The sequence below is a fragment of the Streptomyces sp. NBC_01198 genome (assembly GCF_036010485.1).
GTDB lineage: Bacteria > Actinomycetota > Actinomycetes > Streptomycetales > Streptomycetaceae > Actinacidiphila.
In genome coordinates, this window is sequence record NZ_CP108568.1 from 756,941 (window position 1) to 778,945 (window position 22,005).

Here is a 22,005-nt window from a genome sequence, read left to right on the forward strand (position 1 = left end):
GCGGCCCGCCCGCGCGGGGTGCACGGTCACCGGGAGCCGGGAGCGATGCGGGGGCCGGCGCCGTGGCGGAGGCAGCCCCGATCGGATCGCGGAGCTGACAACGTTGTCTCCTTCCGTGCACGAAGGACCGCGCCCGCCGCCATCCGCCGAACCGATGAGAACTCGCACCCACACTGTTCAGCTTGATCTGAGCAAAAGTCAAGGCTCGCTTCAGGAGTCCCAGGACTCCCACGAAGCGTCAAATAAGTCCCCTGACAGGGAAGTTCCGGATCCGACAGGCAGCAGGACCCACGAGCTTCCGGAGGCCTTTTCTGTCCAATGTCGGCGAAAGTCCCCGCCGGGATCCCGGAACCGCACGCGCCTGGCCCGGGCGGTGTGGACACCGGGGCCGGGGGGCCTCCACGGGCCGGGCGGAAGCGTCGGCGATACTCGTCGGCGTCATCGTGCCGCCAGGCGCGGTGCTCGGCAAGGCAAGCCACGGACGAAAGAAGAAACGCGATGCCGCTGGTCTCGGAGCCGTTGCGCGCGCTGGGATTCCTGACGATCGGCCTGTTCGACCCCGCGGACCCGCGGCGGGGCCACGAGTCGACACTGCAGATCATCGAGCTCGGCGAGCGCCTCGGCTTCGACAGCGCCTGGGTACGGCACCGCCACCTGCAGTACGGGATCTCCTCCCCCGTCGCGGTGCTGGCGGCCGCCACCCAGCGCACCAGCCGTATCGGCCTGGGCACGGCCGTGATCCCGCTCGGCTGGGAGAATCCGCTGCGGCTGGCCGAGGACCTGGCGACGGTCGATCTGCTGTCGGGGGGCCGCCTCAATCCCGGCGTCAGCGTCGGCCCGCCGATGCACTACGACCAGGTGAAGGACGCCCTCTACCCCGACACGGCGGAAGCCGAGGACTTCAGCCACCGGCGGGTGCAGCGGCTGCTGGACCTCGTACGCGGCGAGGCCGCCACCGGCTTCAGCGGCACCGAGGGCTTCGAGGCCTTCTCCGACCGCGTCCAGCCGCAGGCCCCGGGCCTGGGCAGCCGCATGTGGTACGGCGGCGCGAGCCTGCAGTCCGCCCGGTGGGCGGGCGAGCACGGCATGAACTTCCTGACCAGCAGCGTCGTCAAGGCCGAGGAGTCCGAGGACTTCGCCGCGATCCAGCTCTCGCACGTCCGGGCCTTCCGCGCCCGCCACCGCGACGGGGAGCGGGCCCGCGTCTCGCAGGGCCTGGTCGTCATCCCCACCGACAACGCCTCGCCGCGCCAGCGCGCCAAGTACGAGGCGTTCGTCCGCGAGCGGACCCCGCGTACCGCCGTACCGCACGGCCCCGCCCGGCTGCTGTTCGCGCCCGACCTCGTCGGGTCCTCGGCGCTGATCGCCGAGCAGCTGCACGCCCACGCCGCCTTCCGGGAGATCGACGAGGTCGCCTTCGCGCTGCCCTTCACCTTCGACCACGACGACTACGTCCAGATCCTTACCGACATCGCCACCGTCCTCGGCCCGGCCCTGGGCTGGCACCCTGCCGCCGCCTGACCCGCGAGTCCGCGACAGCCGGCCTGTCGCCGGAAAAGCAGCCAGGCGGAGGGATCCGGCGTTTCCGGCCGGAATCGGGCCGCCGTGCGGAATTGCACGCGAAGAAATCCGTCATCGTTCATCTGCCGTCCAGGCGCGGGGGATTCCGCCGCCACCGGGTCCGGGATGTGCGGGCGGCTATCGGGGGTGAGCTGCGGCGGAGCCCATGCATCCGCTTGTCCGCCCGGACGATCCACACCCGGAATGCATTGCCCAAGTCGTATCGGGCTCATATATTTCTCACCGTCAGATCACCTGGTGGTATTCCCTGTTCCTGGAGGACGCTTCGCCCGGGACGGGGTCGGCAGAAGGAGATGCAGTTGCCCAGGAGAACCGGCCGCGTTCCGGCCGTCCGCTCAGGTGTGGTCGTGGTCGCGCTCCTGGGAGCCGTGCTCGGCGCGGCCGTGCCCAGCGCTCCCGCCGCTGCCGCCGCGCCCGGTGGCAGCGCCCCGTACAGCACCAGTGTCACCCCGACCGTGCCCGACCCCGCGACGGCGACCGCGGCGGAACTCGCGGCCGCTCCCCAGCCCGACGCGCCGCCGGCCGGACTGACCACCGCGGCCGCCGCTCGCGAGGTGCAGCCGTTGAGTGCCACGAACGGTGACATATCCCGGTCCGAGATGGTCGCGCGGGCCCAGCAGTGGGTCGACGAGAGCGTTCCGTACAGCCAGACCAGGTTCTGGACGGACTCCAACGGCACCTACCGGCAGGACTGTTCCGGCCTCGTCTCCATGGCCTGGCACCTGGACACCAGCCGCACCACTTCCACGCTGCCGTCCGTGTCGACCCGGCTGAGCAGTCTCGACGTCCTGCAGCCCGGCGACATGATCGACACCAATACCTCGGCCATGGAGCACGTGGTGCTCTTCGAGGCGTGGACCAGCTCCGCCCACACCACCGCGATCGTCCTGGAGGAGGCCCACTCGGGCACCGACGCCCGCGTGTCGCAGTACGCCCGCAGCTACCTCACCTCCAACGGCTTCACCCCCTACCGCTACGACCACGCGCTGGACCACCCGCAGTACGCCAACGGCAACAGCGGGCTGTGCCTGTCGGTGTCCGGCGGCGGCAGCACCGCCGACGGCGCCGACGTCATCCAGTGGACCTGCAACGGTGGCCCGGAGCAGCAGTGGAAGTGGACCGGCGGCCAGCTGGTCAACGACAAGAGCGGCAAGTGCCTGTCGGTGTCAGGCGGGGGCAGTTCGGCCGACGGAGCGGACGTCATCCAGTGGACCTGCAACGGCAAGCCGGAGCAGCAGTGGACCTACCACCCCCACACGGGTGAGTGGACGAACGGCAACGGAAAGTACCTCTCTGTCTCCGGCGGCGGCAGCACGGCGGCGGGCGCGCAGGTCATCCAGTGGTCCGGCACGGGCGGCGAAGACCAGAAGTGGTGGGCCTCGGCGGCCTGAGCCGCCGGAACAGGCCCGTGACCAGGCCCGGCGGCCGGACGGCGCCCCGACCGTCCGGTGGAGAGGGTCGGGGACGGCGGGAATCAAACCCGGCCGCCGGACGCTGTGAGCTCGCGTGAAGAAGATTGGATTCCTCTCGTTCGGGCACTGGTCGCCGGACGCGCACTCCGAGACCCGGTCCGCCGCCGACTTCCTGCACCAGTCCATCGACCTGGCGGTCGCCGCCGAGGAGCTCGGCGCGGACGGCGCCTACTTCCGCGTGCACCACTTCGCGCGGCAGGCGGGCAGCCCGTTCCCGCTGCTCGCGGCCATCGGGGCACGGACCTCGTCGATCGAGATCGGCACCGGCGTGATCGACATGCGCTACGAGAACCCGCTGTACATGGCCGAGGACGCCGGCGCCGCCGACCTCATCTCCGGCGGCCGGCTGCAGCTCGGCATCAGCCGGGGGTCACCGGAACAGGTGATCGACGGCTGGCGCCACTTCGGGTACTCCCCCGCCGAAGGCGAGACCGGCGCGGACATGGCCCGCCGGCACACCGAGGCGTTCCTCACGGTGATCGAGGGCAAGGGCTTCGCGCAGCCCAGCCCGCGGCCGATGTTCGCCAACCCGCCGGGACTTCTGCGCATCGAGCCGTACTCCGAGGGGCTGCGCGAGCGGATCTGGTGGGGTTCGGGATCCAACGCGACCGCTGTCTGGGCCGCGGGCCTGGGGATGAACCTGCAGAGCTCGACGTTGAAGGACGACGAGACGGGCGAGCCGCTGCACGTACAGCAGCGCAAGCAGATCGAGGCGTACCGCGAGGCCTACCGGGCGGCCGGCCATGAGCGCGAGCCGCGGGTGTCGGTCAGCCGCAGCATCTTCGCGCTGACCGACGACGTGGACCGGGCGTACTTCGGCCGCGACCGCGACTCGCGCGACCAGGTCGGCATGATCGACGAGTCGACCAGGGCGATCTTCGGGCGGTCCTACGCGGCCGAGCCGGACGCGCTGGTGAAGCTGCTCCGGCAGGACGAGGCCATCCAGGCGGCGGACACCCTGCTGCTGACCGTCCCCAACCAGCTGGGCGTCGACTACAACGCCCACGTGCTGGAGAGCATCCTCACCCACGTGGCGCCGGAGCTCGGCTGGCGCTGAGCGCGCCGCCGCGCAGGCGCGGCCCCGGGCCGGCCGCCGTGGCACCCGCCACGGCGGCCGGCCTCGCGGCTCAGCTCATCCGGTCGTACGCGTTGCCCGTCTGGGCGTCGGAGATCACCCGGGGCGCGAAGGGGTGTGCGGGGTCGCCGGTGCCGGAGTACAGGTAGACGTTGTTCGTGGCGGCGTCGTCGGCGAAGAGGTCGGCCCTGCCGTCGTGGTCGACGTCGCCGGCGCCGACCAGCTGGGAGTAGACCTGCCAGCCGCCGCCGATCCTCGTGCGCGGGGCGTAGGTGCCGTCGCCCTTGCCGAGGTAGAGCCACAGCACGCCGTCGCTGTCACGGGCGACGAGGTCGCCGGCGGGTCCGCCGGCCAGGTCGCCGACAGCGGACAGCTGGTTGTAGACGCCCCAGCCGGTGCCGATGCGGGTACGCGGCTCGAAGGGGCGGTCGGTGTCGCCGGTGCTGGTGTAGAGCCACAGGACGCCGGCCGTGTCGATGGCGACGACGTCGGGTCGGCCGTCCCCGGTGAGGTCGCTGCCGCCTGTCAGGTGTGTGTACGTCTGCCAGCCGGAACCGACCCGCACGCGCTTGGCGAAGCCGCCGCCCTCCAGGCCCGAATACAGCCAGAGGACGCCGTCCGTGTCCCGGGCGACGAGCTCGGGCGTGAGGCCGGGGCTGCCCACCCCCGCGATGTCGCCGACGGTCTCGATCTTGTCGTAGATCTGCCAGCCGCCGCCGACCCGCACCCGAGGCTGCCCGTCATCGGCGCTGTCCTGCCACAGCACCCCGGAGGCGTCCCGGCCCAGCAGGTCGGCGAGACCGTCGGCGTCGAAGTCGTGCAGGGCGGAGGTGGGGGTGCCGGCGTGCGCGAGGAGCTGCACGGCGGGACGGCCGTCCGTGCCGAGGGAGACGCGGTAGAAGCCGTCGCCCTGGGCGGACGCGCCCTGCACCACCTCCGCGGTGCCGTCGGGGGTGGCGAACGAGGCGTCGGCGCGGTCGAGCAGCGCGACCTTCTCGCCGGTCCCGATGCGCAGGGCCGTTCCCCCGTAGACCACCCAGTCGCCGAGCAGGCCGAACTTCAGATCGGCGCCCGCGGACTGTCCGGGCACGGGGACGACCGTGTCGGTGCCGGTGGTCCGGTCGCGGACGACCACGCGGAGCGTGCCGGTGGCGGTGTCGTCCTCGACCCAGGCCAGGCGGTTGCCGGAGACCACCGGGTTCCGCGCCTGCTGCGGGTAGGGGAAGGTGATGGTGGCGCTGGTCAGGTCGATGAGGCCGACGCGCTCCGCGCCGCCCGGGGTGGACACGCCGAGCAGGCCGTGGGTGGCGTCCCCCGGCTTCACCCGGGCGAAGGTCGCGTGCTCCGGCAGGCCCTGGACGGCCCGGGGTCCGGTGTCCCCGGCCTCCAGCCACAGCTTCGATTCCCCGCTGACGAAGAGGTCGGAGCCCGCGAGCCCCCCGTAGAAGCTGTCCAGGATGTCGGGAACCGCCTGCATGCCGAACGAGGTGCCGGTGGACATGTCCTCCGCCTTGGTGCCGAACGCGTCGCTCGACGAGACGACCGTGTCCCCGGATGTCTCGGCTATCCCCTCGACGACGTCGTAGAGCACGTCGCGGCCGGCTCCGCCGTCGTACGGCGTCCAGCGGATCTTGCCCTCGTCGGCGGCGTGCGGGAGGGAGGTCAGGAAGCCTTCGGTGCCCGCGGCCAGCAGCCTGGCGCCGGGCACCATCGGGAGCAGGCCGCCCGACTGCTGCGTCTTCGCCGGGGCCGCCGTCGCGCCCGCGGGCAGGGCGAGCAGCGACCCGACACCGAGCGTGACGGCCAGAACAGTGGCGGTGGCGGTGCCGAGACGGCGCCTGCCGATGTGCAGAGACAACGTTCCTCCTGTGCGGACGGGGCGGGATGCCCCGTGCATCCCGCCCCGTCCGACCACCGGCCGGGGGGATTGGTTGTGCCGGACCGGTACCCCGAACGGCGCCCGCGCGATCCCGAGTTGGCGCACCCGCACGGTCCGCGGGCCGGGCTGACAGTCGTCGGCGCGGTCGCGGCGGCGCCGCGGCGGGCCGCCCGGCGCCTTCGGGCGTAGCCTGGTGGGACAGCGCCGGTTGCCCCCGGGTCGCCGGGGGAGGCGGTGCCGATCCCCGAGGAACCGTGGGTCCCCCCTGGGGGACATCGGCGACGAGCGTGACCGTCCGGAATCGGTCCGTGACAGCGAGGGCGGACCTGCCCGCGGCCCCGTGGACGTCGCCTCGGTCGGGATCAGAACCGTCCGTACCGACGGCCCGGCTGAGGCGCGCCGTTCAACCGCGTCCGGAGCGAAGGAGGCCCCCGTGACCACACCCGTCAAGAACCGCCCGGCCACCGAGCGCGTGCCGGCCGGACCGGCCCGCAAGCCGCGCCCGCCGGTGTCCATCGTCCTCGCGCCGCTCTTCCTGATCACCTCCGGCCTGCTGGCCTGGTGGGCGTCGGATTCCGGCCCGGACGGCAGCGCCTCGCTCGGCCTGCTCGCGGGAGTCTCCGCGGTGCTCTTCGTCGTCACGGCGGTCCACACCGCCATCCTGATGTACCGTGCCCGCCGCGGCCCCGCGGAATCCGACCAGGCGGGACCTCCCGGGTCCCGGTGACCGGGAGCGGACGACCGGCCGGCGACCGGACAGGGCGCGGCCCGCGGCACCTGCCGCCATCCGTCCCCGGTCCGGTGCGTCGCCGGCGCCGTACGGCAGACTGGCCGCCGTGAGACCCGACGCGCTCAAGACCTTCTGCCTGGAACTGAACGGGGCGGTCGAGACCTTCCCCTTCACCGCGGAGACCTCCGTCTTCAAGGTCGGCGGGAAGATCTTCGCCATCACCGCGCTGGAGGCGGAACCCCTGAGCGTGAGCCTGAAGTGCGAGCCCGAGATCGCGGTGCGGCGGCGCGGGACCCACCCGGAGATCACCCCCGGCTGGCATCTCAACAAGCGCCACTGGAACACGGTGCTCCTCGACGGCTCGCTGCCCGACGCCCTCGTCCACGAGCTGATCGAGGACTCGTACGACCTGATCGTCGCGAAGCTCCCGCGCGCCCAGCAGCTCCGCCTGGACTGGCCCGGCCTACGCAGGGCCGAGGAGCACTGAGCCGCCCACCGGCGTGGATGCGGGAAGTGGCTCATCCCATTGGCCCGGAAATGGCCCACGCGGATGGACCGGCTGGAGCATACGGTCGAGATCACGGCCCCCTCGCGTGCCCCGCAGGGCCGGGCGGGCATCTGTACGCGTGACCGCCGCCGCCCGGCCGTCCCACCCGTTCGGCCCGCCCCGCGCCCGCCCACCCTTCCCGGCCCTCCAGAGGACTCCCTATGCAAGCCATCACCGTCCGCGACCGTGACGCAGGCGTCGGCGGACTCACCCTGACGGAACTGCCCCACCCGCACGCCGCCGAGAACGACGTGATCGTGCGGGTGCACGCCGCGGGATTCACCCGCGGGGAACTCTCCTGGCCCGCGACATGGACCGACCGCGGCGGCCGGGACCGTACACCGAGCGTGCCGGGACACGAGCTGTCGGGGGTGGTCGCCGAACTGGGCTACGGCACCACCGGCCTCACCGTCGGCCAGCGGGTGTTCGGCTTCGCCGACTGGGCCCGTGACGGATCGCTGGCCGAGTACACCGCGGTGGAGGCCCGCAACCTCGCCCCGCTGCCCGCCGACGTCGACCACAGCGTGGCCGCCGCGTTGCCCATCTCCGGGCTGACCGCGTGGCAGGGCCTGTTCGACCACGGCCGGCTCCAGGCGGGGCAGACGGTCCTGATCCACGGCGCCGCAGGCAGCGTCGGGTCGATCGCCGTCCAGCTCGCCCACGGGGCGGGGGCGCGGGTGATCGCCGCCGGCCGGAGCGCCGACCGGGACACCGCGCTCGGCCTGGGCGCGGACGTTTTCCTGGACCTCCAGGCGGACCGGCCGGAGGACGCCGGGAAGGTCGACGTCGTCTTCGACGTGGTCGGCGGCGAGATCCTCGACCGCTCGGCGGCGCTGGTGCGGGCCGGCGGCACCCTCGTCACCATCGCCGCGCCGCCCGCGGTCAAGCCCGAGGACGGGCGGGCGGTCTTCTTCGTCGTCGAACCCGACCGGGCGCGGCTCGCCGACCTCGTGCAGCGGGTGCGGGACGGCCGGCTCACGCCGATCGTCGGGGAGGTGCGCCCGCTCGCCGAGGCGCCCGCGGCCTTCGCGCCCGGCCGGCGCATCCCCGGCAGGACGATCATCCGCGTCCTGCCGGACGATCCCACGGAAGGTGGAAACCGATGACCCGTATGTCACTCGACACTGTCCAGGTGCCCGACAGCGCGGCGTCTGCCGCGGCCCTGGAGGTGGTCACCGCCTACCAGTCCCCCGCGATGCTCAACCACTCGCTGCGTTCCTACCTGTGGGCGGCGGCGCGCGCCGGGGCGGACGGCATCCCCTACGACCCGGAACTCCTCTACGTGGCCGCGCTGTTCCACGACATGGGCCTGGTGCCCGCCTTCGACAGCCACACCCTCGTGTTCGAGGAGGCCGGCGGCCACGTCGCCCAGGTCTTCGCGGCCGGGGCGGGGTGGCCGGTCGAGCGCCGCGAGCGCCTGTCGGAGGTGATCGTCCGCCATATGTGGCGGGACGTGGACGTGTCCGCGGACCCCGAGGGGCACTTGCTGTCCCGCGCGACCGCCACCGAGGTCATCGGCCTGGACGCGGACCGCTATCCGGGCGACTTCAAGGCCCAAGTGCTGCAGGGCTACCCGCGGCTGGACCTCAACGAGGAGTTCCTGGCGTGCTTCCGGGACCAGGCCGCACGCAAGCCCGACAGCTCAGCGGCCGGGTCGGTGCGATCCGGCCTCGACACCGCGATGGCCGCCAACCCGCTGAACTCCCCTGCCTAGGTTGCGCGTGACGCCACGGCCGCCGCTCCGCGCCGCCCGGTCCGCCGGCGCACTCCGCGCCGGATGGGCCGCATGCCGGTTTCGAGTGGTCCGCCGCATGCCGTGGCCGTAGGGTCGGCGCGTGTCCGTAGACGTCGTCGCCGAGCTCCCCTCACCCGTCTCCCTGGCCACCGTGCTCAAGGGTGCCGGTGACGTGCTCCGAGCGCTGCTGGGGCCCGGGGCGGAGCCGCCGGAGCTGGAGATCGTCGACGGCTGGCAGGTCGAGAGCCACCTGCGGGTGGCCTCGGGCCGGCCGCTGTCGGCGGAGGACCGGGCCGGCACCATGATCGGCGGCCGGATTCCCCCGGGTGAAGGGGAGGTTGCGGGGTCGGTCACCTTCGAGGTCGGCCTCCTGGGAGGCAGGGACCGCGCCTCGGTGCTGGTGGTCGACTGGCCCGGCGAGCACGACACCGGCCCGGGCGTCGAAGCCATCGTGAGCCCGACCCGGACCTGCGTGGGCGTGGTCCTCGCGACCGCCGTGGCGTTGAGCGCGGCGGCGGCGAGCGGGGGCGAGTTCGTCGATCTGGAGATCATGATGCTCGACGGCGTCGCCTGGGACCCCGCCCGTTTCGTCGAACTGGCCCGCCTGACCGACGCCGTCGGCGGATTCGACGCGCGATGCGAGCAGTTCATGCGGCAGTTCACCCGCCTCGACGGCTGGCCGAGAGACCGCTCGACCGGCAGCGCTCCGTAGGCTGCACCGGCCATGAAAACTGACGTCAGGCGAATTTCGAGCTGGTCACCGGGCCGGACGAGTTCAGGCGCGTGCGGTCGCCCTGGAGCCAGGACTCCCGGACCGCGGTGACGAACCGCGTGAAGCCCTCGGCCGTGTCGGGCGGGGCCTCGCCGTCCCCGTCGTCGGCGGCGTCCAGCGAGGCGTCGGCCCCGACGATCTCGGCGGCGATCTCCGCGGCGGGGCGGGTGTCGGCCGACGACCGCGACGCCTCCCCGTCGTCCCCCAGCCGCAACTGGCCCTCCCACGGGGCGACCACCGACTGGTGCAGCAGGGCGACGCTGTCGGCGGTGATCACCGGGAGGTCGGTCCAGCTGCTCGCGTGCTCGTGCAGCACCTGTCCCCGCGTTCGCGGCAGCAGCTGCCCGAGGAGTTCGGGGCCGTCGTCCTCGGCCGCCAGCTCGTTCAGGTCGTAGGCGATGACGACGGTGTCCTCACGTCCGGGCTCGAAGGGCTCCGCCGGCAGGCCCAGAACGCCCGCGGCGGCAAGGCCGAGGATCTGGCTGCCGCGGTCCGGCAGCAGGGACACCGAGCGCGGCCGTACGCCGGCCGCCTCCAGCAGCGCCTGCAGCCGCAGCAGACCCTGGAGGCACCGGCTGTGGGAGTCCTGCACCCAGGCGTAGCGGCCGTGCATCCCCTCCGTGAAACCGAACGGGGAGAGCGTGCCGAGCACCGTGCCGCCCATCACGAACTGCCATCCCCGCAGATCGGTGGCGTCCAGCGGGCTCACCGGCGCCGCGACGGCGGCCCGCGCCAGCATCCGGCTCTGCCGGGCCTGCGTGGGCAGCCACTGGGGGTCCTCCGGGGCCGGCAGCAGTGCGTGCTGGCTGCCGGCCAGCGTCAGGTCACCGGCCATGATGGCGTTGAAGACGAGAAGGTAGCGGTCCGGCCAGTCCGCGAAGTCCTCCTCGTACCGCGACAGCGTCTCGACGGCCTCACGGTGCCGGCCTTCGCGCTCGTAGGCCGTCACCAGCTCCCGCATGATCGGCAGCCGGCCGGGGTGCTGGCGCAACGCCTCGCGCAGGGCCGGTATCGCGAGGTCGGGCAGGCCGCGCTCGACACACGCGTACCCGAAGCCGTAGAGCGCCTGGGCCTTCTGGGGGGCGGCGGCCAGTGCCGCGGCCGCCTCCCGCAGGTCGTCGAAGCCGACCGCCGCGGCCGCCCGTCCGAGCACGAGCGCCACGTCGCCCAGCGGCTCACCCTCCGCCGCTGCGGCTCGCAACTGCCGCAGGGCGGCGGGGATGTCGCCGGCGTCGACGAGATCCCCCGCCTTGAGCAGTTCGGCGGACTTCGGGCGGCGGTTCCTGCGCGAGAACATGCCGGTGATCTTCTCCTGTCAACCGCGGGGTCCTCAAGGCAATTACCCCTCCGGGAGCCAGGCCGCCGCGCCGGGCCGCGGGGCAGGGACCTGCTCCGTTCGCCCTGCGGGCGGCGAAGTCGACCTTCCCGACCCCTCCTGCTGGACGCGCTCACCCGTTGGGTAGCTTCGGGGCTCCTGCCCCGAGGGGGGCACGAAAGGACGGGACGGACATGAAGAAGAAAAGGGCAGCGGTCCGCGCACTGGCGCTGGCGGCAGCGGCGATCGGCCTCACCCTCGCCTCGACGGCGGACGCGAACGCGGTCACCATCGCCGACTACGGCGTGATCTCCCCGTCGAACCTCAACTTCCACGGCTGCAAGGCCAACATCCACATGGGCGTCGACGCCGCGACCAAGAGTGGCTACGCGCGGGCGATCTTCGACGTGCCGACGGTGGACGACCGCGGCTACAGCTGCCAGGGCTGGTTCCAGCGGACCACAAACCGCGGGAGCACCTGGACCAGGATCGGCGACGTCCACACCGGCGGCGTCAGCTCCACCGCCTGGTACTACGCCGACTTTCCCGCCGCCAACTACGTCCGGGTCTGCGTCGGCGACCTCACGACCAACCCCAACTCGTATACCTGCAACATCGGATGGGCGGTCGCCGCGGTGAACGGCGCCGAGTCCTTCGCCCTGGTGCGCGGCTGAGCGGCGGCCCGGGGTGAGGGGGCTCCGGGGGGGCGGCATGCGGCTGGCCGACCACGCCGCCTTCCTGGACCGGCTGCTGGAGCGGCTCGACGTCCGCCGGCGCGTCGTGCTCGTGGTGCACGACTGGCTCGGCGAGACCCGGGTGCCGAAGCTGTTCGTCTGCGCCGAGCCGGGCCAGTTCCTTACCGGCGGGCCCCGCGAGCTGTGCCGCACCTGGCCCAACCAGGCCGAACTCAGCGTCCCCGGCGTCCACTTCGTCCAGGAGAACGCCCCCGACCGGATCGGCGCCGCCATCGCGGCATGGCTGCGCGAGCTGCCCTGAGCCCGGGGCCGGGGCCCGCACGAAAATACGCATGCCGCTGCGGAGTCCCGCTGTTATGGTGCGCGCGTGTCAACGATCAGGCAGTTCCAGGTCACCTTCGACTGCGCGGAGCCTGAGCGCGTCGCCCGCTTCTGGTGCGAGGTGCTGGGGTACGTCGTGCCGCCTCCGCCGGAGGGATTCGCCAGCTGGGACGACTACCACAGCTCCCAGGATCCGGATGAGCGGGGTTCGTCGTTCGCGTGCAGCGATCCCTCGGGGGTGGGCCCGCGACTGTACTTCCAGCGCGTTCCCGAGGGCAGGGTCGTCAAGAACCGGGTGCACCTCGACGTACGGGTCGGCACCGGGCTCGTGGGTGAGGAGCGGCTGGCCGCGCTCGAAGCCGAGTGCGCACGGCTGCTCCCGCTCGGCGCGGTACGCGTGCAACTGCTGACCGCCGACGAGGACAACGAGTCGTGCATCTCGATGCAGGACATCGAGGGCAACGAGTTCTGTCTCGACTGAGCGTGCTGCGTACCGTCCGGACCGTTTGAGGCGGCCGGGCCCGCGCTCTCAGCAAAGCACGCTCGGCCTACGGGCCACCGGTGAGTCGGATCCGCACGGGGGGCGCTCGACCGGCGCGGCCGCGTCGCACAACGGGGCGACAGAGGCGTGCGGACCAATTGATTCCGCTTCCTTGTGCGCCCCCTGCGCGCGCCCCACTGTCCGTTTTCCAGCGCTCGGCCGAATGGCTTGCAGTCTGTCGGAAACCTTGTGATCACACCACCTGAATGGGTTACTCAGGGTGTCCGTTCCGACGGATATGCGGACTTTCGAACGGATGCGAACGAACCGCGCATCGGCGTCATCTTGCGCCGGTCAACCGCGTTCTCGATCTGATGGCCCTGCGGATCCCGCAGGCGGCCGACACCGCCGTGCGGGAATCGAAGCAGGGTCACCGCTTACCACCTGGCCAGTGGAGACGGGAACCGACTCGCATCACTCGGGGCGCCCGCGAACTCGAACACCCCATCTCTGCTTGCAATGTACCGCATTGCGAGCCAGGAGGTATCTGTCATGCCCATCAGTCCGAACCAGGGATCCAGCGGCGGTGGCACGCTCGTCACCATCACCGGTACCGGTCTCTCCGGTACCACCGCGGTGCGCTTCGGCACCCGCTCCGCCACCTCCGTCACCAACGTCTCCCCCACCCAGGTCACCGCCGTCTCCCCCTCCGGCAACGGGGCGGTCGGCGTCACCGTCACCACCCCGGGAGGGACGAGCAACCCCATCCCCTTCTACTACGTCGGGGCGCCGTTCAAGCAGTCGCTCAGCCCGACCTCCGGCTCGACTGCGGGCGGCGGGACCGTGACCATCAACGGCACGGGCCTGTCCACCGCGAGCAGTGTCGCCTTCGGTGCCAACAGCGCGGTCCCGACCGTCGTGTCCGACGGCCAGATCACGGTGACCGCACCCGCGGGTGCGGCCGGCGCGGTGGGAGTCAGCGTCACCACGGCTGGCGGCACCAACAACGGCCTGTCGTACACGTACATCGCCGCCCCCACGGTGACGACAGTCACCCCGGCGGCGGGTCCGACGTCCGGCGGCACCACGGTGACCGTGGCAGGAACCGGCCTCACCAGCACGAACCAGGTCACCTTCGACGGGAACCCGGCGCCCTTCACCGTGCTCTCCGACACCGCGGTGTCGGCGGTCACACCCCCCGGGGCAGCCGGCGCCGTCGACGTCGTCCTGACCAACGACGCAGGCAGCGCGACCGCCGTGGGCGCGTACACCTACGTCGCGGGCCCCGGCATCTGACCGTCCCTCAGGGGGCCGGCCAGTGCCGGTGACCGTCGTCCCACCCACAGCGGCCACGCCGACCACACAGGGCGCCGTGCCCGCCTCACCGGCCCCCGGTCCGGGAGATCCGTCCCGGGCCGGGGGCCCGACCCGCCCGATCAGCAATCCCCCGCCCTCCAAGGGGTGGAGGCCCCATCCCTACGGAGACACCGTGGACATCAGTGATCGCGCGGCGCAGACACCACGGCCCAGCGTCGCGGCAGCCGCCCCCGTCCTCAGTTCGATCGTTCCCAACACCGGTCCCGCCGCAGGCAGCAGCACGGTCACCCTGAACGGCAGCAGCTTCACCGGGGCCATCTCTGTCACCTTCGGCGCCAACGCCGCCCTCACCTACTCGGTGGACACCTCCGCGAAGATCACCGCGGTGACGCCGCCCGGGACCGGCGCCGTCGCGGTCACCGTGCGGACGCCCGGCGGCACGAGCAACTCGGTGACCTACACCTACGCGGCCACGCCCTCTCTCATCTCGATCTCGCCCAGCCAGGGTCCCGCCGCGGGCGGCACCACCGTCGTCCTGACCGGCACCGGCCTGAACGGGGCCACCGCGGTCACCTTCGGCAGCAACCCGGCCACCGGCTTCACCGTCAACTCCGCGACGCAGATCACCGCCGTCGCCCCCGCCGGCACCGGAGCCGTACCCGTCACCGTCACCACCACCGGCGGAACCACGGGGCCCGTCTACTACTTCTACCTGAGCGCCCCCTCCCTCATCTCCGTCTCGCCCAACCAGGGACCCGCCACCGGCGGGAACACCGTCGTCCTGACCGGCACCGGCCTGACCGGCGCCACCGCCGTCACCTTCGGCACCCACGCCGCCACCAGCTACACCGTCAACTCCGCGACCCAGATCACCGCCGTCGCCCCCGCCGGCACCGGAGCCGTACCCGTCACCGTCACCACCACCGGCGGAACCAGCAACACGGTGGTCTACACCTACGTGGCGGCACCGGTCCTCACCGGGCTGGCCCCCGCCCAGGGACCCACGGACGCGGGAGCCGGCGTCACCCTCACCGGCACCGGCCTGACCACCACCGGCACCGTCTCCTTCGGCGCCGTACCCGCCGCCTTCACCGTGCTCTCCGACACCACCGTCGTGGCCCAGGCGCCGGCGGGACCGGTCGGGCCCGTCGCCGTCACCGTCACCACCTCCGGCGGCACCAGCAACTCCCGCACCTACACGCGCGTGTCGCCCCCCGAGATCTAGGGCCCGTCGCCCCGGGGGCAAGGCCGCGGGACGACCCCCCGCCCATCAGGGGGAACTCTCCGGCTGAATCAACCGAACAGGGTCGTCATGCGGTGTGATGCACATATTCACTCCCTAATGTGGCGTTCCCGAGGCCCAACCACCTCGCCGTCGATCGATCAGGGAGTCGAAAAGTGACACGTTGGAAAGATCGGGCCGCCGGAATCCTGGCCGCCACCGCGGCCTGCGCCGCCGTCGTCGTCCTCGCCACACCCGCGGCGGCGGCGGACGTCTCGTCGACCACGGTCCAGGCCACGCCGTCGGCCGCCACCATCGGACAGCCGGTCAGCCTGACCGCGATGGTGAGCTGTCCGAGCGATCCCAGCCCCGGCCTGGGCATGACGTTCTTCGACGGCGGGGATCTCCTGGCCACCGTGCCCGTCAGCTCCGCGGGCGCCGCCGCCTACACCGCCAGCCTGAGCACCGTCGGGACGCACACCATCACCGCCGCGTACAACGGCAACGACAACTGCGGCGCCTCGCACGCCGAGACGACCGTGCAGGTGTCGGCGGCACCGGTCACCCCGACGCAGCCGGGCGGGTTCTGCCTCCTCGCCTGCGGCGGCCTGATCAACTTCAGCGTCGGCAACATCCACAACGAGATCAACATCTACCGCGGACGCTGACGGGCACCGGCCGCGTCGCTCCGTCCCACGACGGGCGGCGCGGCCGTCGGCGAGGCGAAAATTGGTCTACACCTTGACGCGGGTGAGGTGTCCGGGTCCCATGGGACGCGATGTCCGGCCGCTCGGAGCCACCGGCTCCGACTCCCCACGTCGAAGGGACACTTGTGAGACTGCACATACCCCCTCCCCGCGCCCTCCCCCTCGCCCCGCCCTGCCCCCGCGCCCTCTCCGGTACGGTCCCCCGGCTGGCCGGAACCCTGCTGCTGGTGCTCGCGGCCGGCGCCTCGGCCCTCGGGACGGCCGGTTCCGCCCAGGCCAAGCCGGCGCCGCACGGTGCGGCGGTGCGGCCGCTCGGCCAGATCGTGCCCGCGCCCGCCCAGGTGCGCCCGGCGGGCCGGCCGTTCACGCTGACGCCGTCCGCACGCATCCGCGTCGAGGGGCACGCAGCCGACGCACGCCAGGTCGGCGGCTACCTGGCCGGGCTGCTGCGTCCGTCCACCGGCTACGCCCTGCCGGTCGTCGAGGACAGCGGGCCCGCGCGGGGCGGACACAGCGCCGGGAGCAGGCACGACATCCGGCTGGCCCTCAGCCCCGGAGTCGGCAGCCTCGGCGCCGAGGGCTACCGCCTCGGCTCCGGCCCGGACGGCGTCACCCTCACCGCGGGCACCTCGGCAGGCCTCTTCCACGGCGTCCAGACGCTACGCCAACTGCTTCCCGCGTCGGTCGAGAAACGCACCAGGCAGCCCGGTCCCTGGCAGGTCGCCGGCGGCACCGTCACGGACGTGCCGCGCTACGCCTACCGCGGTGCGATGCTCGACGTGTCACGGCACTTCTTCACCGTCCCCCAGGTCGAGAAGTACATCGACCAGCTGGCGCTCTACAAGATCAACGAGCTGCATCTGCACCTGTCCGACGACCAGGGCTGGCGTATCGCCGTCAACTCCTGGCCCCGACTCGCTCCTTACGGCGGGTCCACCGAGGTCGGCGGCGGCCGGGGCGGCTACTACACCAAGGCGCAGTACGCGCAGATCGTCGCCTACGCCGGGTCCCGCCATCTGGAGGTCGTGCCCGAGATCGACATGCCGTCGCACACCAACGCGGCGCTCGCCACGTACCCGCAGCTCAACTGCGACGGTGTCGCGCCGCCGCTCTACACCGGCACCGACGTCGGGTTCAGCTCGCTGTGCGTGCCCAAGGACGTGACCTACGACTTCATCGACGACGTGATCCGTGAGCTGGCCGCGATCACGCCGGGCCGCTACCTCCACATCGGCGGCGACGAGGCGCAGTCCACCAGCCAGGCGGACTACGTGTCGTTCATGAACCGCGCGCAGGCCGTCGTCCAGAAGTACGGCAAGACCGTGATGGGCTGGCACCAGATCACCTCGGCGACGCCGGTCAAGGGCGCGGTGGCCGAATACTGGGGCTACGACGACACGGGCGCGGCGGAGCGCGCCCAGGTCGCCGCGGCGGCGAAGAACGGCACCAGGCTCGTGCTCGCGCCCGCCGACCGCTCGTACCTGGACATGAAGTACGACGAGAACACCGAGCTCGGCCAGGACTGGGCGGGCACGGTCGAGGTGAACCGCTCCTACGACTGGGACCCGGGGACCTACCTGGCCGGCGCGGGGGTGCCGTCGAGCGCGGTGATCGGCGTCGAGGCGCCGCTGTGGACGGAGACGATCGTCACGAATGACGACATCGAGGCCATGGCCTTCCCCCGGCTGCCGGGCATCGCGGAACTCGGCTGGTCGCCGGAGTCCACGCACGACTGGAACACCTACAAGCTGCGCCTGGCGGCCCAGGGCCCGAGGATGACCGCCCTCGGCATCGACTTCTACCACTCCCCCCTGATCGACTGGCCCACCACCGACTGACCCCCCACCGGCAGCCGGCGTACCTCACCCCCGGCTGCCGGACCGGTGCCGACCCGGGCCCGCTTCCTTCCGGTCAGTTCCAGATGCCCCAGCCCCAGCTCTGGGACACCGAGCCGTTCTCCGGCCACTGGGTGAGATAGGCCCCCTTGCCGACGCTCCCGCCCTTGGTGGTGATGGCCATCTCCGACTTCACGTTCCAGATGTCGCGGTTGCTTCCCGACCACGCTTCGGCTTCCGAGTGCGGGTCACACGTCCACAGCACCAGGTTGGTGCCCTTGGTGGTGCTGCTGCCGCTCGGGACCAGGCACTTGCCGCTCGCCACGTTGGTGTAGAGGACGCCGTAGTCGTTGTCGTGCACTTCCCACTCCTGGCTGCGTTCGCCCTCGGCACAGGGCCACTGGGTCACGATGGTGCCGTTCGTCTTCCCGTCGGCGAGCGGGGTGGCACACATCTTGGTGGCGAGGTCGAGGTTCTGCAGGGTCGGGTAGCTGCTTGCCGAGGCCGGACTCGCCGAGGCGAGTCCGATGCTGAGCAGGGCTGCCGTGGACAGCGCCGCGAGGCCGAGATTTACTTTGGAACGCATAGATTTTCCCCTTACATAGTGACGCTGGGGCCAGCGTAAGGGGAGATCATTCGTCATGGCCACGACGAACTTGAAGGTTCGTCACCGCGACGTCCGGCGAGGGGGCGCTCGGGGCGTCAGGTGGCCGGCAGCACGTTGTGGTTCAGGCGGAACATGTTGGACGGGTCGTAGGTCTTCTTGACGGCTGCCAGGCGCGCGTAGCGCTCGGGGCCGTAGATCGCCGCCGCGTCGGCTGCCTCGTCCGGGGCGAGGTTGTTCACCAGGCGACGGGGGCCCTGCCAGGGCTCCATGCCGTCGAGGACGTCGGCGACGGACTTACGGAGCTCGCGCTCGCGCGCCACTTCGCCGGCCGCGACGGCCAGCAGGCTGTAGCGCAGGCCCCTGGTGGCCACGGCGTTGGGCACCGCGGGCTCGCGGTCCCACGCGCCGCCCAGGGCGCGCAGCTCGACGACGGCCAGGCCGCTCGCGGAGTCGGGGCCGGCGAGTTCGACCAGCTTGTCCTGCGCCTGCTCGGGCAACTCCCGCAGCATGATGCCGCGTTCGTAGTAGGGCACCGGGTCGGTCGGCTCGCTGTGGATCGACGCCACCTCGGCGTACGGCATGTCCCGCACGGTGTCCAGGACCGCCGGGGCCACCGCCCGCAGCGGCGCGATCAGCCGCTCGCCGTCCGCGGGTGCGCCGTCGTAGGCGAACCGCAGGTGCACCAGGAACGCGCCGCGCAGCTCTTCCGGCAGTTCCGGCGTGGGCTGCCGCAGCACGGCGAAGGAGGAGACCATGGTCTCCGGCGTGCCCGGGTGCCAGGCGGCCCAGGCGCGCAGCAGGTCGGCCATCCGCTCGCCGGGGAAGTAGATGCCGCCGCCGTAGAGCCGGGCCACCGGGAAGAGGTCGAATTCCAGCGCGACGACCACGGCGAAGTTGCCCTTGTTGCCGCGGAGCGCCCAGAACAGTTCGGGCTCGGACCGCGCGTCGACATGCCGCAGTTCGCCGTCCGCGGTCACCACGTCGAGGGAGCGCACATGGTCGGCGGCGTAGCCATGAGAGCGGCCGAGGGTGGGGCTGAGACCGCCGCCGAGAGTGTAACCGGAGACTCCCACCGTGGGATTCGAGCCGTTCAGCGGGGCCAGCCCCGCCTTGGTCGTCTCCGCGATGACCTCGGACCAGATCACTCCGGCGCCGACCCGGGCGGTGCGGGCGGCCGGATCGACGGCGATGTCGTTCATCAGATGGGTCGCGATCACGACGGCGCCGCGTGCCGGCCCGACCATCTGGTGGCCGGTGGTCTTCACCAGGACCGGCCGCTGTTGCCGCGCCGCGAAGCCGACGGCGGCCTGGACGTCGGCCGCGCCCCGCGCCACCACGATCAGAGCTGGCACCAGCTCGTGGTTCAGGTTGAAGACGGCGCGTTCCTCGTCGTATCCCGCGTCGCCCGGCAGCAGGACCGTACCCGTCGTCGAGGCGGCGAGGGCCGCGGCATCCGCCGGCCGGACCGCCGGCAGGGACGAATCGTCGGACGTCATGAGAGAGATCCCGTCACTCGGACGACAGACCGGAGCAGCTGCAATCGGGCAGAATCCATCATAACGGTCACATATGATCATGTCATTCGACGGGCGGCCCGGTGCCGCGCCCGGTGCCCGAGCACGGCCCGGTCCGCGATCCTTGAGCCATGCGCGCCGCCCGTCTGATCCGTATGGCCCTGCTCGTCCAGTCCAGTCCCGGCCTGACCGCCGCCGCCCTCGGGCGCGAGCTGGAGGTCAGCGAGCGCACCGTGATCCGCGATGCCCAGGCGCTGCAGGAGGCGGGCGTCCCGATCCGGGCCGAGCGCGGCCGCGCCGGCGGCTACCACCTGGCGCCGGGCCATCGGACCAGGCTCACCACCCTGCACCCCACCGAGGCCGAGACGCTCTATCTCTCCGGCCTGCCCGCGGTCCTGCGCGATCTCGGACTCTCGGACGCGGCGGGCACGGCCCGGCTGAAGCTGTCGGCCACCCTGCTGCCGTCGCTGCGTGCGGCGGCCGAGTCGTCGGCACGCCGCTTCCACCTCGACGCCCCAGCCTGGTTCCGCGAGCCGTCCGCGCCGGAGCTGCTGCCGGAACTGGCCCGCGCCGTCTGGTCCGACCGCACCGTCGAGCTCACCTATACCCGGCCGGCCCGGGAGGGCGGCGCCCCGGGCACGGTGACCCGCCTGCTCGAGCCGTACGGGCTCGTCCTCAAGGCGGGCGTCTGGTACGTCGTGGGCCGCGTCCCGGGGGGACCCACAGGCGGGGATGACGCCTGGCGCACCTACCGGGTCGACCGGGTCACAGCCCTCGCGCGCGGCACGAACACCGGCGCGGGCCCCGGCGAACTCTTCCTCCGCGACCCGTCCTTCGACCTGGCCGCGCACTGGCGCGCCCACGCCGCCCGCTTCGCCCGGGCGCTGCTGCGCACGACCGTCACCGTACGCCTGACGCAGTCCGGCCTGCGCCGGTTGCCCGCCATGGCGGATCCGGCCGGCGCCGAAGAAGCGCGGGCCTCCGCGACCGCGCCGGACGCGGCGGGGCGCGTCACGCTCGAACTGCCGGTGGAGTCCGAGGAGGTCGCCTTCGCGCAGCTCGTCGGCCTGGGCGCCGACGCGGAGGTCCTGGCCCCGGCCTCGCTGCGCGCCCGCTTCCGCGAGCACGCGCGAGGCGTCGCCGAGCTGTACGGCGTGCAGCCGCGGGATCAGCGGTAGTCGTCCGCCGAGCCGTCCCTCCCGCCGAATCTGACCTCCTCGAAGTACCCCCAGGCGTCCGGCTGGCTGCCGTCGACATCCCGCACGCCGTACGTCCTGGCGAGTTCCGCGCTGGAGGTGGATCTGCCGTTCCAGCGGGCCGACCGCTCGGGGTCGGCGGCGAGCGCGGCGACCGCGCGCGCGAGGTAGTGCGGCGACTCGGCGACGGCGAAGTCCGGTTCGCCGGCGACGGCGTCCCGCCAGTTCTCCTCGGTCACGCCGAAGTGGGTGAGCATCTGCTCCGAGCGCAGGAAGCCCGGCGTGACCGCGACCGACGTGCCCCCGTACTCCGCCAGTTCCTCGCCGAGACCGAAGGCGATCCGGATCGGGGCGTTCTTCGCGAGGTCGTAGTAGAGGTTCTCGCGGTAGCGGCGGTTGGAGACCGCCGTGCCGTCGGTGACCTCGACGTGCAGCGGCGCCGGCGAGCGGACCAGCAGGGGGAGGGCGAGTGCCGCGGTGATCACGTGCGAGCGCACCCCGAGGTCCAGGATGCGCAGGCCGTCGGCGAGCGGCGTCTCCCAGCTCTTCTTGCCGAAGACGGAGCCGAGCAGGTGCTCGCCGCCCCACAGGTCGTTGACGAGGATGTCGAGCCGCCCCTGCTCGCGGTCGATCCGCGCGACGAGGCCGCGCACCTGGTCCTCGTCGAGGTGGTCGGTGGGGACCGCGATGCCGGTGCCGCCGGCCGCCGCGACCAGCTCCGCGGTCTCCTCGATGGTCTCCGTGGTCCGGCCGACCTCGCTGGCACGCCCCCGGGTGGTGCGGCCGGTGACGTAGACGGTGGCGCCGGCCCGTCCCAGTTCGACGGCGAGGGCGCGTCCGGCGCCGCGGGTGGCCCCGGCGACGAGGGCGATCCGGCCGCCGAGTGGGTTGTCCGGGGTGGGGTGCTGGGTGTGGGTGTCCTTGTCCATGCCACCACGGTGCACGCCAAAGGTGACAGTTCACGTCACCCTTTTTCCGGAGTGTGCCCCGGTTCAGCCGCGGGC

The 22,005-nt window shown here is 72.4% G+C and carries 21 protein-coding genes; 16 read left to right on the forward strand and 5 right to left on the reverse strand.

All coding sequences use genetic code 11. The features are described 5' to 3' along the window. Positions 1 to 498 precede the first annotated feature (498 nt). The 3 genes from OG702_RS03385 to OG702_RS03395 all read left to right on the forward strand — a co-directional run bounded on the left by OG702_RS03385 (position 499) and on the right by OG702_RS03395 (position 4,110). Positions 499 to 1,521: an LLM class flavin-dependent oxidoreductase gene (locus OG702_RS03385; protein ID WP_327287371.1), complete on the forward strand. Its 1,023-nt coding sequence runs from the start codon at positions 499 to 501 to the stop codon at positions 1,519 to 1,521. Positions 1,522 to 1,880: 359 nt separating this feature from the next. Next, entirely contained in the window at positions 1,881 to 2,972 is a 1,092-nt protein-coding gene (locus OG702_RS03390) for an RICIN domain-containing protein (RefSeq protein ID WP_327287372.1), read from the forward strand. Between the two features lie 115 nt (positions 2,973 to 3,087). Further along, positions 3,088 to 4,110 carry an LLM class flavin-dependent oxidoreductase gene (locus OG702_RS03395; RefSeq protein ID WP_327287373.1) on the forward strand — a complete coding sequence of 341 codons (1,023 nt, stop codon included), beginning with the start codon at positions 3,088 to 3,090 and terminating at the stop codon, positions 4,108 to 4,110. A 70-nt stretch (positions 4,111 to 4,180) separates the two neighbouring features. Here OG702_RS03395 and OG702_RS03400 read toward each other — a convergent pair whose 3' ends face one another. After that, positions 4,181 to 5,986 (reverse strand): FG-GAP repeat domain-containing protein, encoded by a 1,806-nt coding sequence (locus OG702_RS03400; protein ID WP_327287374.1) that lies wholly within the window; start codon positions 5,984 to 5,986, stop codon positions 4,181 to 4,183. A gap of 454 nt (positions 5,987 to 6,440) precedes the next feature. Here OG702_RS03400 and OG702_RS03405 point away from each other — a divergent pair, with 454 nt between their 5' ends. From OG702_RS03405 to OG702_RS03425, 5 genes are all read left to right on the forward strand, one after another. Beyond that, positions 6,441 to 6,734, forward strand: coding sequence for a hypothetical protein (locus OG702_RS03405; protein ID WP_327287375.1), 294 nt, complete (start codon positions 6,441 to 6,443; stop codon positions 6,732 to 6,734). Between the two features lie 109 nt (positions 6,735 to 6,843). Then, positions 6,844 to 7,224 (forward strand): MmcQ/YjbR family DNA-binding protein, encoded by a 381-nt coding sequence (locus tag OG702_RS03410; RefSeq protein WP_327287376.1) that lies wholly within the window; start codon positions 6,844 to 6,846, stop codon positions 7,222 to 7,224. Positions 7,225 to 7,445: 221 nt separating this feature from the next. Further along, a complete protein-coding gene (locus OG702_RS03415) occupies positions 7,446 to 8,390 on the forward strand; it encodes an NADP-dependent oxidoreductase (RefSeq protein ID WP_327287377.1) in 945 nt (314 codons plus the stop codon). After that, positions 8,387 to 8,998 (forward strand): HD domain-containing protein, encoded by a 612-nt coding sequence (locus OG702_RS03420; RefSeq protein ID WP_327287378.1) that lies wholly within the window; start codon positions 8,387 to 8,389, stop codon positions 8,996 to 8,998. The genes OG702_RS03415 and OG702_RS03420 overlap by 4 nt, the downstream gene beginning before the upstream one ends. A 121-nt stretch (positions 8,999 to 9,119) precedes the next feature. Next, complete coding sequence (locus OG702_RS03425; protein ID WP_327287379.1) at positions 9,120 to 9,731, forward strand: hypothetical protein; 612 nt, start codon at positions 9,120 to 9,122, stop codon at positions 9,729 to 9,731. Between the two features lie 25 nt (positions 9,732 to 9,756). Here the strand turns inward: OG702_RS03425 and OG702_RS03430 are convergent, their stop codons facing one another. Continuing rightward, the gene (locus OG702_RS03430) at positions 9,757 to 11,088 is read right to left on the reverse strand and encodes a tetratricopeptide repeat protein (RefSeq protein ID WP_327287380.1); all 1,332 of its coding nucleotides are present in this window, start codon (positions 11,086 to 11,088) and stop codon (positions 9,757 to 9,759) included. Between the two features lie 212 nt (positions 11,089 to 11,300). On the opposite strand from OG702_RS03430, the gene OG702_RS03435 reads away from it, so the two are divergent. The 7 genes from OG702_RS03435 (at position 11,301) to OG702_RS03465 (ending at position 17,687) form a co-directional block, all read left to right on the forward strand. Beyond that, positions 11,301 to 11,780 carry a hypothetical protein gene (locus OG702_RS03435; RefSeq protein ID WP_327287381.1) on the forward strand — a complete coding sequence of 160 codons (480 nt, stop codon included), beginning with the start codon at positions 11,301 to 11,303 and terminating at the stop codon, positions 11,778 to 11,780. Between the two features lie 37 nt (positions 11,781 to 11,817). Beyond that, positions 11,818 to 12,102 carry a hypothetical protein gene (locus tag OG702_RS03440; protein ID WP_327287382.1) on the forward strand — a complete coding sequence of 95 codons (285 nt, stop codon included), beginning with the start codon at positions 11,818 to 11,820 and terminating at the stop codon, positions 12,100 to 12,102. Positions 12,103 to 12,168: 66 nt separating this feature from the next. After that, positions 12,169 to 12,603 carry a VOC family protein gene (locus tag OG702_RS03445; protein WP_327287383.1) on the forward strand — a complete coding sequence of 145 codons (435 nt, stop codon included), beginning with the start codon at positions 12,169 to 12,171 and terminating at the stop codon, positions 12,601 to 12,603. A gap of 552 nt (positions 12,604 to 13,155) precedes the next feature. Continuing rightward, entirely contained in the window at positions 13,156 to 13,899 is a 744-nt protein-coding gene (locus OG702_RS03450; RefSeq protein ID WP_327287384.1) for an IPT/TIG domain-containing protein, read from the forward strand. Between the two features lie 193 nt (positions 13,900 to 14,092). Beyond that, the gene (locus tag OG702_RS03455) at positions 14,093 to 15,145 is read left to right on the forward strand and encodes an IPT/TIG domain-containing protein (protein ID WP_327287385.1); all 1,053 of its coding nucleotides are present in this window, start codon (positions 14,093 to 14,095) and stop codon (positions 15,143 to 15,145) included. A 173-nt stretch (positions 15,146 to 15,318) separates the two neighbouring features. After that, positions 15,319 to 15,810, forward strand: coding sequence for an Ig-like domain-containing protein (locus OG702_RS03460; protein WP_327287386.1), 492 nt, complete (start codon positions 15,319 to 15,321; stop codon positions 15,808 to 15,810). Between the two features lie 164 nt (positions 15,811 to 15,974). Beyond that, complete coding sequence (locus tag OG702_RS03465; protein ID WP_442814289.1) at positions 15,975 to 17,687, forward strand: beta-N-acetylhexosaminidase; 1,713 nt, start codon at positions 15,975 to 15,977, stop codon at positions 17,685 to 17,687. Positions 17,688 to 17,760: 73 nt separating this feature from the next. Here OG702_RS03465 and OG702_RS03470 read toward each other — a convergent pair whose 3' ends face one another. Further along, complete coding sequence (locus OG702_RS03470) at positions 17,761 to 18,270, reverse strand: RICIN domain-containing protein (RefSeq protein ID WP_327287387.1); 510 nt, start codon at positions 18,268 to 18,270, stop codon at positions 17,761 to 17,763. Between the two features lie 116 nt (positions 18,271 to 18,386). Then, positions 18,387 to 19,787 (reverse strand): FAD-binding oxidoreductase, encoded by a 1,401-nt coding sequence (locus tag OG702_RS03475; RefSeq protein WP_327287388.1) that lies wholly within the window; start codon positions 19,785 to 19,787, stop codon positions 18,387 to 18,389. Between the two features lie 149 nt (positions 19,788 to 19,936). Between OG702_RS03475 and OG702_RS03480 the strand changes: the two genes are divergently transcribed. After that, a complete protein-coding gene (locus tag OG702_RS03480; RefSeq protein ID WP_327287389.1) occupies positions 19,937 to 20,983 on the forward strand; it encodes a helix-turn-helix transcriptional regulator in 1,047 nt (348 codons plus the stop codon). Here OG702_RS03480 and OG702_RS03485 read toward each other — a convergent pair. Then, entirely contained in the window at positions 20,974 to 21,930 is a 957-nt protein-coding gene (locus OG702_RS03485) for an SDR family oxidoreductase (protein ID WP_327287390.1), read from the reverse strand. The two genes, OG702_RS03480 and OG702_RS03485, sit on opposite strands and share 10 nt — an antisense overlap. Positions 21,931 to 22,005: the final 75 nt, after the last annotated feature.